Raw genomic sequence first — 15,809 nt, 5'->3', positions numbered from 1 at the left:
AAATGACGCAGAATTCCAGCGATACTGGACGCATTTATAAAATGGTTTCTTTACTTTGCAGGATGGAAATGGTAAAATAAATAAGCTTATAGATTTTTGAAAATTTACAGGAAAAAAGATTGTAATCGTTTATTATGAAAAGAGAAGAGTACAGAAAGTTTCAATGGCTGGCGAGTGTCTGCATTGCGGTGTTTATTTTGAGCTTTGCTGTGTGCCTGCTGGCGTTCAACCGGAGTGTGTACCGGCTTTCATCGACGGATTACCGCAACGGTGCGACGGTGGAGATTAGCAAGGCGGAAGCAGAACTTTATTATGGACAGATTGCAGACTCCTATTGCCGTTTTTTTACAGGAAAATACAGGATTGCCGGATATGAATTATCCGATGAAAATGTACATCAGCTAAACCGGTTGAAAGGGTATTACCGGTTTGCCTGGATATTATCAATTATGTCGCTGGCAGGAATAATATACAGCTTTCGCAGATTGTGGCGCAGGCGGGAGACGATGCCGTGTTTTTATGGCAGTGCAGGCGGCGCGTGTCTGGTTGCGCTTTTGATGCTGCGGATCGTGACATCAAAAAAAGAGGTCTATGCAGGACTTCGGAATATGATATTCCATGGGGATTATAGTTATTTTTCTTCTGGGGATGTGCTGTGTAAGATTTTACCGGAAGCTTTTGCCAGGAATCTGGCATTGCTATACCTTGGCATAGTTGCGGCGGAGATTTTTGTGTTTGTAATGATTCGTGTGATTGTCCGTCTGGCGGGACGGCCACACCGGTATTAGATTTAGAGAAGGATATTTTTAAGGAGGGTTACAAAATATGAACAAACGACTGGAAGACTGGATAAATTGGATTTTAATTGATGAGTTAAAAAGCGGGATCATCAATGCACCGAAGCATCTGCTCGGAAACCATGACTATGGGGATGGTCAGGTGATCATGGTATATCGTCCGCATGCGGAGAAGGTCTATGTCGTATCTCCAACCGGCAGGAACCGTGACGAGATGGAATGTCTGACAGAAGGTGTCTATGGATTTTACAGTGCAAAGAAAAAATATAAAGGAACAAAATACCGGATTGAGACGACATATCAGGATGGTACGACTGTTGTGACTGCTGATGCGTATGCATTTGATTCACAGATCACAGATTTTGATACGTATTTATTCGCTGAGGGCAAGCACTATGATGTCTATGAGAAGTTCGGCGCACATCCGATGACCATCGATGGCGTGAAAGGTACTTATTTTGCAGTGTGGGCACCGCATGCGAGACGTGTAAGCGTCGTCGGTGATTTCAATATGTGGGATGGTGCACTCAATCCGATGCAGATGATGCAGACTTCCGGCATCTATGAGCTGTTTATCCCAGACGTGGCTCCGGGAGCTGTCTATAAATATCAGATTCTGACAAGAGACGGGGAGATCTTATACAAAGCGGATCCATATGGAAACCAGTGTCAGGTGAGACCGGACAATGCGAACGTGGTTGCGGATCTGACCGGATATAAGTGGAAGGACATCGGATGGATCGACAACCGGAAGAAGCAGACGCGCGAGACAGAGTTGAAGAAGCCGATGGCCATCTATGAATGCCATCTTGGTTCCTGGAAGAAGAAAATAGAGGATTCCGATTTCGGATTCTATACGTACCGGGAACTGGCGAAGATGCTCTGTGACTATGTAAAGAAGATGGGATATACCCATGTGGAGCTGATGGGCATCGCAGAGTATCCGTTTGATGGTTCCTGGGGATATCAGGTAACAAATTATTATGCACCGACCAGCCGTTACGGTTCACCGGAGGATTTCATGTATTTTGTGGATTACATGCATGAAAACGGTATCGGCGTGATCTTAGACTGGGTACCGGCACATTTTCCGAGAGATGCGCACGGACTCGGAAGATTTGATGGCATGCCGCTTTATGAGCATCCGGATCCAAGACGCGGCGAGCATCCGGACTGGGGAACCTATATCTTTGATTTTGGAAGAAATGAGGTTTCTAACTTCTTGACAGCCAATGCGTTGTTCTGGGTGGAGAAGTTCCATGTGGATGCATTGCGTGTGGACGCGGTCGCTTCTATGCTGTATCTGGATTATGGAAAGCAGGATGGACAGTGGCTGCCGAACAAAGACGGTGGAAATGAGAATTACGATGCGATCGAACTGCTCCGCAAGATTAACACGGTTATGGAAGAACGCAATCCGGGTGCATTTCTGATCGCGGAAGAGTCTACGGCATGGGCGGGTGTCACAGCGCCGGCAAGCATGAAAGGACTTGGCTTCCTGTACAAGTGGAATATGGGCTGGATGAACGACTTCTTAGAGTATATGAAGATGGATCCGTATTTCCGTTCGTTCAACCACAACCGTCTGACCTTCAGTTTGTCATACACATATGCAGAGAATTATGTGCTTGTGATTTCACACGATGAGGTGGTACATCTCAAGTGCTCCATGCTCAACAAGATGCCGGGTGTAGAGATGGATAAGTTCGCAAACCTGCGTACAGCATATGGATTTATGTATGGACATCCGGGCAAGAAGCTTTTGTTCATGGGACAGGAGTTCGGGCAGCTTCGAGAGTGGAGTGAGGCAAGAAGTCTTGACTGGTTCTTATTAGATCAGCCTTTGCACAAGAAGATGCAGAAATGGGTGGCAGATCTGAACCATATGTATACAACCTATGACGCATGCTACTACAATGACAACAATCAGATGGGATTTGAGTGGACCAAGGTCGATGATGCAAATACAAGTATTATCGCGTTTGTGCGTCGTGGAAAGACGGTGAAGGATCAGTTGTTGTTTGTGTGCAACTTTGTTCCGGTAGAACGCAAGGATTACTGGATCGGAGTGCCTTGCCTGACCGAGTATGAGGAGATTATCAATTCGGATGCGAAGATCTACGGCGGTTCCGGCACGAAGAACGGCACAGTGAAGGCATTTGAAGAGAAATGTGATCGTATGCCATACGCAATCAGCATTGATATCGCACCACTTTCGATGATGGTATTCAAGTATGATTATGTAGATAAGAAACAGGCTGTTGTGGATGCACCTGCGACAGCAGCAATTGAGAAAAAGCCGGAGCCAAAGAAGCCGGCAACGGCGAAGAAGTCAACAGCAGCAAAGAAGCCGGCTGCAAAGAAAGCGGCTGTGGCAAAGACTTCCACAGTAAAGAAGTCAGTAGAAAAAAAGACAACGAAATAATGGCAAAAAGATATGAGTAAGAAAAAAGCAGATAAGAAAAAAGGCGGATTTGTGCGGGCAATCGGAAATGTGGTTTTGTTTCTGGTTGCGTGTGTATTACTGATTGTTCTTGGGTTGACAGGAATCTATATCTATGTTAAACATGATGTGAATCCCCGTTTGCTGACAGAGGAAGAGGCAACTGCGCTTTCGGATGTGGATTGTATTATCATTCTTGGGGCATCTGTGAAGAATGGAGACACACCTAGTCCGATGCTGCGGGATCGACTGGATGAGGGGATTGCACTTTATAAAGCAGGCTGTGCACCGAAGATACTGATGAGTGGTGACCACGGCAGCGAATATTATAACGAAGTCAGTGTTATGAAGAAATATGCCATTGAGCATGGTGTTCCGTCGGAGGATATTTTCTTAGACCATGCAGGATTTTCTACTTATGAAAGTATGTACCGGGCCAGAGCCATTTTCGGAGCGGAAAAGATTGTGATCGTCACGCAAAAATATCATTTGACGCGTGCGGTGTACAATGCCAAAAAACTTGGTATGGATGCGTATGGCGTGGCAGCGGCACCGATCAATTATGGTGGACAGACCATCCGGAATATTCGCGAGTATCTGGCAATCAGCAAGGACTTTGTTATGACATTTATCAAACCGGAGCCGACTATACTTGGTAACCCAATCTCCTTAGATGGAAGCGGGGATGTTACCAACGGCGCTGACTAACTTGGCCCACAAGGTAACCTGAGCGACGACGGATTGTGTATTTGAAAGAGTAGATTGGCGATTGCGAAGCAGAATTATGTGGATTGAGTTGTACAGATATATCAATTCATATGCAGACCATTGAAGCACATCAGCACTTAACGAGCTGCACCGGAAGTATGAAGGTGCAGGGAGTTTAGTGTCTGTTATGTGCTGAACTGAGCGAGAGCGCGTCTGCATAGAATTGTATATTCTGTACAACTCTTACATGATAGTGGGTGTTCGCAATCGACATGGATATTAACAAAACAAGAGGAGGAGCGAAGAGCGTGAAGATGATTTCATTGGAAGAAGAATTGAAGGGTAACGCGTACCCGGGAAGAGGTATCGTGATCGGAAAGTCACAGGATGGAAAGAAAGCGGTAACTGCATATTTCATTATGGGACGCAGTGTGAATTCACGGAACCGTGTATTTACAGAGACAGAGGATGGCATAAGAACAGAGGCAGCAGATCCTTCCAAGCTGACAGATCCACATCTGATCATCTATGCACCGGTGCGTGTATTAGGCAACAAGACAATTGTGACAAATGGAGATCAGACCGATACCATTTACGAGCTGATGGACAAGCAGCAGACATTTGAGCAGTCTTTACGCACGCGAGAATATGAGGACGATGCACCGAATTATACCCCACGTATTTCCGGTATTATGCATGTGGAAAATGGTTCGTATAACTATGCAATGTCCATCTTAAAATCCGCAGACGGAAATCCGGATTGCTGTGAGAGATTTACATTTTCTTATACAAATCCACTTCCGGGAACCGGACATTTCATTCACACCTATATGGGTGATGGCAATCCACTTCCAAGCTTTGAGGGTGAGCCGAAGCTGGTTGCAATCCCGGATGATATGGATGCATTTACCGATATGCTGTGGAACTCTTTGAATGAAGATAACAAGGTATCTTTGTTCGTTCGCTATATCGATATTGAGACAGGTAAGGCGACATCAAAGATTATCAATAAATACGACAGAGTCTAAGAAAGCGGAGGATGAAAAATCATGGCAAACGAAATTATGCTTAAGTATGGATGTAACCCGAATCAGAAACCATCCCGTATCTACATGGAGGATGGAAGCGAGCTTCCAGTCAAGGTGATCAATGGCAAGCCGGGTTATATCAACTTTTTGGATGCATTTAACGGCTGGCAGCTTGTAAAGGAGCTGAAAGAAGCAACCGGACTTCCGGCAGCAACTTCCTTCAAGCATGTATCTCCGGCAGGTGCGGCTGTGGGACTTCCGCTTGACGATACATTGGCAAAGATCTATTGGGTAGACGATCTTGGCGAGCTTTCTCCACTGGCGTGTGCCTATGCGAGAGCCAGAGGCGCTGACCGTATGTCTTCGTTCGGTGATTTCATTGCACTTTCCGATGTGTGTGATAAGGATACAGCAAGACTCATCAAGCGTGAGGTATCTGATGGTGTGATTGCGCCAGGCTACACAGACGAGGCAATCGAGCTTCTGATGCAGAAGAAAAAGGGCAATTACAATATCATTCAGATTGATCCTTCGTATGTACCGGCTCCAATCGAGCATAAGCAGGTATATGGCATCACATTTGAGCAGGGAAGAAATGAGCTTCCAATCAACGATGAATTGCTTTCAAACATTGTGACAAAGAATAAGGATCTTCCGGAATCTGCAAAGAATGATATGAAGATCGCCTTGATTACACTGAAATATACACAGTCAAACTCTGTATGCTATGTAAAGAACGGTCAGGCAATCGGTATCGGTGCCGGACAGCAGTCACGTGTACATTGTACAAGACTTGCCGGACAGAAGGCAGATAACTGGTATCTTCGTCAGGCACCACAGGTTCTGAATCTGCAGTTTGTAGATTCCCTTGGACGTGCAGACCGTGACAATGCAATCGATGTCTACATCGGCGATGAGTATGAGGATGTACTTCGCGAGGGCGAATGGCAGAAGCGTTTCAAGGTAAAACCACCAGTATTTACACGCGAGGAGAAGCGTGCATGGCTCGATGGAAATACCGACGTAACACTTGGTTCCGATGCATTCTTTCCATTCTCAGATAACGTAGAGCGCGCAAAGAAGAGTGGTGTGAAGTACATCGCACAGCCGGGTGGATCTGTACGTGATGATCTTGTGATCGAGTGTGCAGACAAGTACGATATGGTTATGTCATTTACAGGAATCCGTCTGTTCCATCACTAATCGGATGCTGTAAAGCAGAGTAATTACAGAAAGAAAATTGTGAATCCGCAAGGTCAGAAATGGCTTTGCGGATTTTTTGCACAATAAGAGGTATACAAGGGGAAGAAAAATATTGGTAAATCAGTAGAAATCACGTTTGACATATGACGGAATATCCGATATAATTCAAGCATGTATGCTCGGAAGAAGTCTGGGCAAGTATGTCGTGAAAGAAAGGAAAATAGAGATGGCTGAGAAGAAAAATCTGTTGACTAGAGAAGGTCTTCGTAAGTTAGAGGACGAGTTACAGGACTTAAAGGTAAATAGACGTCAGGAAATTGCACAGAAGATTAAAGAAGCAAGAGAGCAAGGAGACTTGTCAGAGAATGCCGAGTACGATGCTGCAAAGGACGAGCAGAGAGATATCGAGGCTCGTATCGAAGAGATCGAGAAGATTCTGAAGTACGCAGAGGTTGCTGACGAAGAAGAAGTAGAGCAGGGTGTTGTAAACTTTGGTTCAGAGGTATCTATTCTGGATATCGATATGGATGAGGTAAATACATTCAAGATCGTTGGTTCTACTGAGTCAAATATTCTGGAAGGAAAGCTTTCCAATGAATCTCCACTTGGCATGGCTATTTTGAAGAAACGTGTAGGAGAGACAGTTACAGTGGAAGCACCAGACGGAAATTTTGACTTCCGTATTTTGGATATTCGATAAGAAAGAGAGAAATAAAAGTGGCAGAGAATAAGCAGCAGGATACAAACAAGCTGTTGCAGGTGCGTCGCGACAAACTCGCAGAGTTACAGGCAGCAGGAAAAGATCCGTTTGAGATTACAAAATATGATGTGACAAATCACAGTGAGGATGTAAAGGAAACTTACATTGCGCATGAAGCGGAGCTTCTGGCAGGCAGACCAGCACCGGATGTAGAGGGACTGGATGACGAGCAGAAGAAGGAAGCTCTGACGAATGATTACAATGAGAGAAGAGCAATCATGGATGGCTCTCCGATTTATGTGAGCATTGCCGGACGTATGATGTTCAAGCGTGTCATGGGTAAGGCATCTTTCTGTAACATTCAGGATCTGAAGGGAAATATTCAGGTCTATGTTGCAAGAGATGTAATCGGCGAAGAAAGCTATGCAGATTTCAAGAAATCTGACATTGGAGATATCTATGGTGTGAAAGGATATGCATTCCGTACAAAGACGGGTGAGATTTCCATTCATGCCGAGGAGATGACACTTCTGTCAAAGTCTTTGCAGATTCTTCCGGAGAAGTTCCATGGACTGACTGATACAGATATGCGTTATCGTCAGAGATATGTGGATCTGATCATGAATCAGGAAAGCAAAGCAGTATTCATCAAGCGTTCCCAGATTCTGAAGGAGATTCGTAATTTCCTTGCAGGCCGTGATTTCATGGAAGTTGAGACACCAATGCTCGTATCGAATGCAGGTGGTGCCGCAGCAAGACCATTTGAGACACATTACAATGCATTAAATGAAGATGTAAAGCTTCGTATCTCACTGGAATTATATCTGAAGAGACTGATCGTTGGCGGACTGGAAAGAGTATTCGAGATCGGCCGTGTATTCCGTAATGAGGGTGTTGATACCCGTCACAATCCGGAGTTTACATTGATGGAGTTGTATCAGGCATATACCGATTACGAGGGCATGATGGAACTGACAGAGTCTATGTTCCGTTACCTCGCAGAGAAGGTATGTGGCAGCACAAAGATCTCTTACAACGGTATTGAAATCGACTTTGGTAAGCCATTTGAGCGTCTGACAATGAATGACGCGATCAAGAAATATACAGGTATTGATTTTGATCAGGTAGCAGATGATGCAGAGGCGAAGAAGCTGGCAGACGAGCATCATATCGCATACGAGGATCGTCATAAGAAGGGTGACATTATCAACCTGTTCTTCGAGGAGTTCTGTGAGGAGAAGCTGATCCAGCCAACATTTATCATGGATCATCCAATCGAGATTTCTCCACTTACGAAGAAGAAGCCTTCAGACCCAAGCAAGGTAGAACGTTTCGAGCTCTTCATCAATACATGGGAGATGTGTAATGCATACTCCGAGTTGAACGATCCAATCGATCAGCGAGAGCGTTTCGCCGCACAGGATGCAAATGCCGCTGCAGGTGATGACGAGGCAGAGCATACAGATGAAGATTTCCTGAATGCTTTGGAGATTGGTATGCCTCCAACGGGGGGTATCGGTTATGGTATTGACCGTCTGGTAATGCTGCTTACAGATTCACAGGCAATCAGGGATGTTTTGTTGTTCCCGACAATGAAGTCCCTCGGTGGTGTAAAATCCGAAAATGGTGTAAGTTCTAAAGAGGTTTCTACACCAAATTCAGAGCCTGAGAAAATTGATTTTTCTAAGGTAAAGGTTGAGCCTTTGTTTGAAGAAGATGTTGATTTTGATACATTCTCAAAGTCAGATTTCAGAGCTGTAAAGGTTAAAGAGTGTGTTGCAGTACCGAAGTCAAAGAAACTGTTACAGTTCACTCTTGATGACGGAACAGGCACAGACAGAACCATTTTAAGCGGTATTCACGCATATTACGAGCCGGAAGAACTTGTTGGTAAGACACTTATCGCAATCACAAATCTTCCTCCAAGAGCAATGATGGGCATTGACTCTTGTGGTATGCTTCTCAGTGCAGTACACGAAGAAGAAGGCGAAGAAAAGCTCCATCTTCTGATGGTTGATGACCATATTCCGGCAGGTGCAAAGCTCTATTAAGAAGTACCGTTTTACCTTACAAAACGGGATGTATTTCATTTGTGAAAAAGCTCTGAAAATACACAAATACACCAAATTTACACCAAATGGTGCTTGAAACGGTGCAGAGTCTTAAAAATCGCATAATTTTCAAAATATATGGGCAGTCCCAATCGGGATTGCCCATTTTCAGAAAGAAAAAGATAAATTGGTATTTATAAAGGAGAATATTGATGAAACTATTTTTATGTTCGCACTTTTCAAGTGTGGGAAGTCTGATAAAGGAAGAAATTGAAAATAAGAAAGTCGCATTTATTCCAACAGCTTCACTGCGTGAAGGCTACACCGGTTATGTCGGCTCGGCTCGAAAATTATTCAAAAAGTTGGGAGCAATCGTAACTGAAATTGATATTTCAACGGAGGCTTATTCAACGATACAGTCTGTTTTTGAAGAAGCAGATGTGATATATTTTACCGGCGGAAATTCTTTCTTTCTTATGGACCAGCTCCGTAAAACGGGAACTGATGGACTGCTGAAAAAGGAATTGGCAAATGGAAAATTGATGATCGGCGAGTCGGCAGGCGCAATTATATGCGCTCCAAGCATCCAATATATCGAGCAAATGGATGAAAAGCCAGAGGACTACTCACAAGAAGATGATGCAGGGCTTGATTTGCTTGATTTCTATGTTCTTCCGCATTATCTTACAGCACCATTTAAGAAAGTTACCGAGAAAATAATGACTGAGTTTTCGGATTTGAATCTATGCCCGATTAACAACCGTCAGGGAATTGTAATTGATGGTGAAGGTTCAAAGGTTATTTGCAAAGACTAATTTGAAAATTCCCATTTATCAAGCCCTTTGAGAGAGGAGAAATCTTTTCTCAAAGGGCTTTTTCTATTTTTACGGATATTCGCAAACTACAAGAAAAAGCCAAAACTTCATATACTCTAATCACAGAGGAAGTGGAGGTTTTGATATGAGTAACAGTTTAGCAGAAGTACACCCGGAGCTTGTTTCGGAGTGGTCGGAGAAGAACTTACCGCTTACACCTGATGACATTACTTTCGGTTCAAATAAAAAAGTATGGTGGAAGTCATAAAGTTCCGTGAGTAATGGAAGAAGCCAGCGTTTGTGAAAATATCACAATTTATGGAGGTAAAGTTTCAAATTCCACTTGCCTTTTTGCACTTGCTATGATATTATTAGTATACGTACTAAAACGTTTAAAGAGAGGTGATATATTTGCGGAGAGACAGCAGCGAAACAAAGAGGAAAATACTGACCGTATGCGTCCGTCTCTTTCTGGAACAGGGGTATAAAAACACCTCTGTCAGTCAGATTGTGGACGAAGCAGGCGTGGCAAGGGGAAGCTATTTGAATCTGTTTCCTACCAAGGACAGAATTTTGCTGGAATTAACCGAAACGATGTTCGGCGGACAGTTCGGCGTGGCAAGAAGCATTGCAGACAGCAAGCTGCCGCCGGTTTATGCCTATGCTGTGGAAACGGCGATCCAACTGACACTGACTGAACTGAACGAGAACCTGCGGGAAATCTACATTGAAGCCTATTCCCTGCCTGAAACATCGGAGTATATCTACCTGCATACCACGGCAGAGCTGAAGCAGATTTTTGGTGAAAATTTCCCCGATGATACCGAGAGCGACTTTTACGAGATGGAAATCGGCACGGCGGGACTGATGCGCAGCTATATGGCGAGAAAATGTGATATTCATTTTCCGTTGGAACGCAAGCTCAGCCGCTTTTTGACGGCGGCAATGCGGGTGTATCGTGTATCGGAGGAAGAGCAGGCAAAGGTGCTTGCCTTTATTCAATCACTGGATATTAAAGCAATTGCTACAGATGTTATGTATAAGCTGTTTACAATGCTGGAAATGAAATACGATTTTAAGCTGTCAAAGAACAACGAAATGGAGGAAACAAGATGAAGAAACGATTATTCAGTATCCTGCTTGCTCTGTGCATGGTGCTCTGCCTTGTGCCGACCACGGCATTTGCCGAGAGCGAGACGGAAGAACCGCCTGTTTGCAGCTGTGAAACAGCCTGCACGGCAGAAGCAATGAACGCAGATTGTCCCATCTGCGGCGTAGAGGGCGCTTCGGCGGAGAATTGCGCAAAATACGTCAAGGCCATTGAGAACGCAGAGCCGGAAGGCGAAGAGAACGAAAAACAGCCGGAAGGCGAAGAGAACGAAGAACAGCCGGAGGGGGAAGTGTCCGACCCCCAGCCGGAGACAGCCTTGACGGCGTTAATTGGCGGGAGCGAGACGGCAAAAGATGTCAGCACCGCGGAAGAACTGACTGCAGCTATTGCTGATGTTAATTTCGACACCGTCAGGCTGGCAGGGGACATTAGCATCAGCAGTACCCTGACTGTCAACCGCACTGTGACGCTGGACTTGAACGGTCATGTGCTCAAATACGAGAGCGCAAACAAGGGCAGCGTGATTGTGGTCGAGAACGGCGGGCAGCTGACTATCGAGGACAGCAATACGAGTAATCTCTCGCACAAATTCAATCCGAATGGCAAACTGTGGGTGCTGGACGATGCAAGCGGCACAGAGGCCGTCACCGGCGGCGTCATCACCGGCGGTACGGGTTATCCGTTTCCGCTCAGCAGCACACTATATTGTGGCGGCGGTGTGTATATCGCACCCGGCGGGCAATTGACCATGACCGGCGGCAATATTATCGGCTGCTCCGCAGAGTTCGGCGGCGGTGTATGTATTTATCCGAGGCAAAACGGCGAACAGATTCAGTTCTCTATGTCCGGCGGCAGTATCATCGGCTGCGTCGCCTCCCATAGCGGCGGCGGTGTTTATGCTTCCGGCAAGTTCCAAATGTCAGGTCCGGCGGTCATTCGCAACTGCACCGTCGAAAGCACGGACCAACTCATTCACGGCGGAGGCGTATATGTCGACGGTAGCTTTGAAATGTCTGGTGAGGCAAAAATCGAAGGCTGTCAGGCAATCTCCAATTCTGCCTACGGCGGAGGCGTATATGTCAACAGCAGCCGTAGCTTTGTAATGTCTGAGAATGCAAAAATCGAAAACTGTCAGGCAATCTCCAAATCTTCCAAGGGCGGGGGTGTCTATCTCTCAAACAATACGAAGTTCACCCTGTCGGGCAACGCCGTGATTCAAAATTGCACGGCAACAAATTCCGCCAACTCCGGCGAAGCCTACGGCGGCGGCGTAAGCGCCGCTAATGTGAGGGAGATTACCTTGGCGGACAGTGCGCGCATTGCCGGCTGTATTGCGGAAAACGGAAGCGGACTATACATTACTGGCTCTCGGAATAATTCCAACTACGGGAATCTTTACGCCAACGGCGGCTCGGTTGAAGGCGACGTCGTGCTGGGAGATTACGAAAACTATCCCTGTACCATTACAGGCACTGGTGAGACGGAGTTCAAAGGCAAGGTGACCGTCGCCCCCGGCAGCACCATCGAAAGCGGCACATTCAACGGCGAGGTCATCAACAACGGAACCATCACCGGCGGCACATTCAACGGCGAGGTCATCAACAACGGCACTATCACCGACGGCGTTTTTACCGGCATAGTCTCCGGCAGCGGCACCATCACCGGCGGCACATTTAACCCCCGGATAACCGGCAGCGGCACGGAGACAGACCCCTATCAAATCGGCACCGCCGAGGGGCTGAAATGGTTCCGGGATAAGGTGAACAATGCAAAAGCCAAAGAAGAAACCAAAATCTGTGCCGTGCTGACAGCAAATATCGATTTGGAAAACGAAGCATGGACGCCAATCGGCATTGGAAAGGATACAAGAAATCAAGACCTTCCCTACTCTGGCACATTTGACGGCAATGGGCATACCATCTCCGGCCTGAATGTCAACTACCGCGACAAGAACGGCGGTTTGTTCTGCTATGTGAAGAGCGCCACCATCAAAAATTTGACGGTAGCCGGTTCCGTGACCCATAGCAGTGGGGATGGCGTAGCCTACGGCGGCATTGTGGGCTGCGCTGATAGCAGCACCATTGAAAACTGCACCAATCGGTGTACCGTAACTGGAAATTGGTATGCTGGCGGAATTGTCGGCTGGAGCACGGACAGTGACATCATCGGATGCGCCAACTTCGGTAATATTTCAAGCCCCTTCCGCTCCGGTGGAATCTGCGGAAAAGTCGCTGGAGAAAAGGACGCTGATGGAATAGACGCAACAATTCGTGACTGCTATAATGTCGGAATGGTCTCCGGCAAATACGCCGGTGGAATCACAGGTCAATCTGATAGTGGGAGCATAGATATTCTGATTGCCAACTGTTATAATGTCGGCAGTTTGCACGGAAGCGACGATACGGGCGAAATTATAGGCGATCCGTTGTCCGCATCTTCTCTCACCACTATCGATAACTGCTACTATCTGCCTACAGGAAACCCAGCCAGCACTTCTAACCAAGTTATTGTCAAAAGAACCGACTCCAAGACCGCCGCAGAATTTGCCGACGGCACGGTGCGGAAGCTGCTCAAGGATGGCGAACGCGGCAACAATGCTGACCCGTGGGCAGGCGAATGCAAGTATCTGGATGCGGCGGGCAAGACCCTGCCGGTGTTCAATGGACAGGGCGATGCCCATGACCATCAGAGCAACGACTGGGAACACAACGACACGGAGCACTGGCAGGTCTGCACCTGCGGCGCGGTGTTTAATAAGGCGGCGCACTCCGGCGGCAAAGCGACCTGCAAGGATAAGGCCATATGTGAGATTTGTGGAGACAGTTACGGCAGCCTTGACCCGAACAACCACACCGACCTGAAACATATTGACGCAAAGGCCGCCACCGCTGCCGAAGAAGGCAACATTGCGTATTGGTACTGCGGCGGCTGCAAGAAGTATTTCTCCGATGCTGCGGCAATAAAGGAAATCGCCAAGGCTGACACCGTGACGGCAAAGCGGTCCCCGCAGATCACAGCCGGTGATGGTGCAGCAGTCACGCAGGGCGAGAAAAAGGAACTGACCTTCACTTCTGACGCATCCTTTGCCGATTTCCTTCGTGTAGAGCTTGATGGCACTGCGCTGGATGAAAAGAACTATACGAAGAGAGAGGGCAGCACCATCATCACGTTGAACCGTGATTTTGTTGCCACGCTTTCCGTGGGTGAGCATACGCTTGCGATTGTTTCTCAACACGGTACGGCAACAGCTAAGTTCACCGTCAAGGCAAAGCCGACGGAAACGGCAATCCCGCGGCCCACTGTGACCCCGCAGCCTACAGCGCAGCCGACGCCGACGGTGCAGCCTGTTTCCCCGATTCCGCGCACCGGCGACACCGCCAACCCCGCATTGTGGTTTGCGCTGCTGATTGTCAGCGGCGGTGCTGCCATTGGTATAACGGTTGCCAGCAGAAAGAAAAAGCACAACAAATGATGGAATAGCGTTCCCTTGCTCCATCTTCCGAGCAAGACAAAAGCGTCGTAGTAATACGGCGCTTTTGTCGGAGGAAGAAAATAGCGGATAGAATTATTTTGGAGGAATGAAAATGAAGAAGAAACTTCTCGGTAAAAATCCGGAACTTGTATTGTATAAGAAAAGATGAGAATAGCGAAAAATAGTAAGCCATTGGAGTTCATAATTTTAGTGCAAGCAAAGGAATTTTGAGGTGTTAGCAAAGAGGGCGATATAGTAGTTGCCCTTGTGGATAATCAGAATACATTGAAACGCTACTTCCGAGATGATGAGAATAAGAAAATCATTCTCCACCCGGAAAATAAGAAGATGAAAGACATCATTGTAGATGAGTGCTGCATTCAGGGTGTGGCTTGTCACATCATCAAAGAACTATAACAGAGGACAGTAACAGCTTACGCTAATAAGTTTAGCAATCGAGTGATTCAATCCATCGACATAGAACATTTCATTACAGAATTTCTTCTTGCCGAAAAGGAGCAAGGACGTCGCAGGTTTACAATGGCACACGAAGCGTCACATCATATCTTCCCGTATATGGAGAAGGAAAAACTTCCGGGACAGATTTTCTAAAATGTAGCAAACTTCATCAAATCTTTATTTTTCCCTGATAGATTATATTTCAGTAAGAAATAAAATATAGAAGGAAGGATAGAAAAGATGGAAATGATGTTGCAGACACAAAATTTGTGTAAATATTTTAAAAAGCAGAAAGCAGTAAATAATGTTTCACTCAATATAGAAAAAGGACAGATTTATGGACTGCTTGGACCGAATGGTGCTGGTAAATCTACTACATTGAAAATGCTGACCGGTATGATGAAACCAACTGCAGGAAAGATTTACCTTGATGGAAAACTATGGAATAGGAAGGATTTGTCAAAAATAGGAGCGTTAATTGAAAATCCGCCTATTTATGAAAATCTTTCCGCCAGAGAGAATTTGAAAGTAAGACAATTATTGCTTGGTACAGATGAAAACAGAATTGATGAGGTCTTGCAGATTGTATCACTTACAAATACCGGAAAGAAGAAAGCTGGGCAGTTCTCTTTGGGAATGAAACAAAGACTAGGTATTGCAATGGCATTGCTTGGAGAACCGGAACTTTTGATATTGGATGAGCCTACGAATGGATTAGATCCAATAGGCATCGAGGAATTACGAGAACTGATTCGCTCCTTCCCAGGACAGGGAATAACTGTAATTCTTTCCAGTCATATTCTTTCAGAGGTACAGTTACTTGCAGATAAAGTCGGGATTATTTCAGGTGGAATCTTAGGATACGAGGGAGCATTGAATCAGGGACAGAATCTTGAAGAACTGTTTATGGACGTAGTAAGGAAAAACCAGAAAGCAGGTGAAATCCATGGTTAATATTATAAAAGCAGAACATCAAAAAGCCAAAAGAACCATGCGAAAAAAGTTTATCTGGGGATTTCCTC

The 15,809-nt window shown here is 46.0% G+C and carries 13 protein-coding genes and 1 pseudogene; all 14 read left to right on the top strand.

What is annotated here, in order from left to right:
• Window positions 1–134: 134 nt before the first annotated feature.
• Window positions 135–788, top strand: a complete 654-nt coding sequence (locus tag ACZQK9_RS12510) for a lipoprotein intramolecular transacylase Lit (RefSeq protein WP_483270782.1) — start codon at window positions 135–137, stop codon at window positions 786–788.
• Window positions 789–825: 37 nt separating this feature from the next.
• Window positions 826–3,222 (top strand): 1,4-alpha-glucan branching protein GlgB, encoded by a 2,397-nt coding sequence (gene glgB / locus ACZQK9_RS12505; protein ID WP_483270781.1) that lies wholly within the window; start codon window positions 826–828, stop codon window positions 3,220–3,222.
• Between the two features lie 12 nt (window positions 3,223–3,234).
• On the top strand, window positions 3,235–3,948 hold the full coding sequence (locus ACZQK9_RS12500) for a SanA/YdcF family protein (RefSeq protein WP_178016363.1): 714 nt from the start codon (window positions 3,235–3,237) through the stop codon (window positions 3,946–3,948).
• A gap of 308 nt (window positions 3,949–4,256) precedes the next feature.
• Window positions 4,257–4,976, top strand: a complete 720-nt coding sequence (locus tag ACZQK9_RS12495; RefSeq protein WP_118373988.1) for an IMP cyclohydrolase — start codon at window positions 4,257–4,259, stop codon at window positions 4,974–4,976.
• Between the two features lie 21 nt (window positions 4,977–4,997).
• Window positions 4,998–6,179, top strand: a complete 1,182-nt coding sequence (locus tag ACZQK9_RS12490; protein ID WP_177981440.1) for a phosphoribosylaminoimidazolecarboxamide formyltransferase — start codon at window positions 4,998–5,000, stop codon at window positions 6,177–6,179.
• Between the two features lie 226 nt (window positions 6,180–6,405).
• Window positions 6,406–6,879: a transcription elongation factor GreA gene (gene greA, locus ACZQK9_RS12485; RefSeq protein WP_117780131.1), complete on the top strand. Its 474-nt coding sequence runs from the start codon at window positions 6,406–6,408 to the stop codon at window positions 6,877–6,879.
• A gap of 17 nt (window positions 6,880–6,896) precedes the next feature.
• Entirely contained in the window at window positions 6,897–8,930 is a 2,034-nt protein-coding gene (gene lysS / locus ACZQK9_RS12480) for a lysine--tRNA ligase (RefSeq protein WP_483270780.1), read from the top strand.
• Between the two features lie 212 nt (window positions 8,931–9,142).
• Window positions 9,143–9,745 carry a Type 1 glutamine amidotransferase-like domain-containing protein gene (locus ACZQK9_RS12475; protein WP_483270779.1) on the top strand — a complete coding sequence of 201 codons (603 nt, stop codon included), beginning with the start codon at window positions 9,143–9,145 and terminating at the stop codon, window positions 9,743–9,745.
• A gap of 145 nt (window positions 9,746–9,890) precedes the next feature.
• On the top strand, window positions 9,891–10,013 hold the full coding sequence (locus ACZQK9_RS12470; protein WP_243028938.1) for a zinc-ribbon domain-containing protein: 123 nt from the start codon (window positions 9,891–9,893) through the stop codon (window positions 10,011–10,013).
• A 134-nt stretch (window positions 10,014–10,147) separates the two neighbouring features.
• The gene (locus tag ACZQK9_RS12465; RefSeq protein WP_483270778.1) at window positions 10,148–10,861 is read left to right on the top strand and encodes a TetR/AcrR family transcriptional regulator; all 714 of its coding nucleotides are present in this window, start codon (window positions 10,148–10,150) and stop codon (window positions 10,859–10,861) included.
• Window positions 10,858–14,328, top strand: a complete 3,471-nt coding sequence (locus ACZQK9_RS12460) for a hypothetical protein (protein WP_483270777.1) — start codon at window positions 10,858–10,860, stop codon at window positions 14,326–14,328. Before ACZQK9_RS12465 ends, ACZQK9_RS12460 begins: the two co-directional genes overlap by 4 nt.
• Window positions 14,329–14,580: 252 nt before the next feature.
• Window positions 14,581–14,745 carry a LexA family protein gene (locus ACZQK9_RS12455; protein ID WP_330634951.1) on the top strand — a complete coding sequence of 55 codons (165 nt, stop codon included), beginning with the start codon at window positions 14,581–14,583 and terminating at the stop codon, window positions 14,743–14,745.
• 282 nt (window positions 14,746–15,027) lie between these two features.
• Window positions 15,028–15,741, top strand: a complete 714-nt coding sequence (locus ACZQK9_RS12450) for a lantibiotic protection ABC transporter ATP-binding protein (RefSeq protein WP_118544624.1) — start codon at window positions 15,028–15,030, stop codon at window positions 15,739–15,741.
• Window positions 15,734–15,809 (top strand): annotated as a pseudogene (locus ACZQK9_RS12445) (lantibiotic immunity ABC transporter MutE/EpiE family permease subunit); the annotation flags it as partial. The gene ACZQK9_RS12450 and the pseudogene ACZQK9_RS12445, both read left to right, overlap by 8 nt.

This window comes from Wujia sp. (assembly GCF_056872695.1).
Note: the sequence above shows the minus strand (reverse complement) of the source record. Positions and strands in the feature narration are given on the sequence as shown.

Bases quoted from the DNA above. Each gene is read 5' to 3' on its own strand.
- ACZQK9_RS12510 (WP_483270782.1), top strand. From the start codon at position 135: ATGAAAAGAGAAGAGTACAGAAAGTTTCAATGGCTGGCGAGTGTCTGC.
- glgB (WP_483270781.1), top strand. From the start codon at position 826: ATGAACAAACGACTGGAAGACTGGATAAATTGGATTTTAATTGATGAG.
- ACZQK9_RS12500 (WP_178016363.1), top strand. From the start codon at position 3,235: ATGAGTAAGAAAAAAGCAGATAAGAAAAAAGGCGGATTTGTGCGGGCA.
- ACZQK9_RS12490 (WP_177981440.1), top strand. From the start codon at position 4,998: ATGGCAAACGAAATTATGCTTAAGTATGGATGTAACCCGAATCAGAAA.
- greA (WP_117780131.1), top strand. From the start codon at position 6,406: ATGGCTGAGAAGAAAAATCTGTTGACTAGAGAAGGTCTTCGTAAGTTA.
- ACZQK9_RS12475 (WP_483270779.1), top strand. From the start codon at position 9,143: ATGAAACTATTTTTATGTTCGCACTTTTCAAGTGTGGGAAGTCTGATA.
- ACZQK9_RS12470 (WP_243028938.1), top strand. From the start codon at position 9,891: ATGAGTAACAGTTTAGCAGAAGTACACCCGGAGCTTGTTTCGGAGTGG.
- ACZQK9_RS12460 (WP_483270777.1), top strand. From the start codon at position 10,858: ATGAAGAAACGATTATTCAGTATCCTGCTTGCTCTGTGCATGGTGCTC.
- ACZQK9_RS12450 (WP_118544624.1), top strand. From the start codon at position 15,028: ATGGAAATGATGTTGCAGACACAAAATTTGTGTAAATATTTTAAAAAG.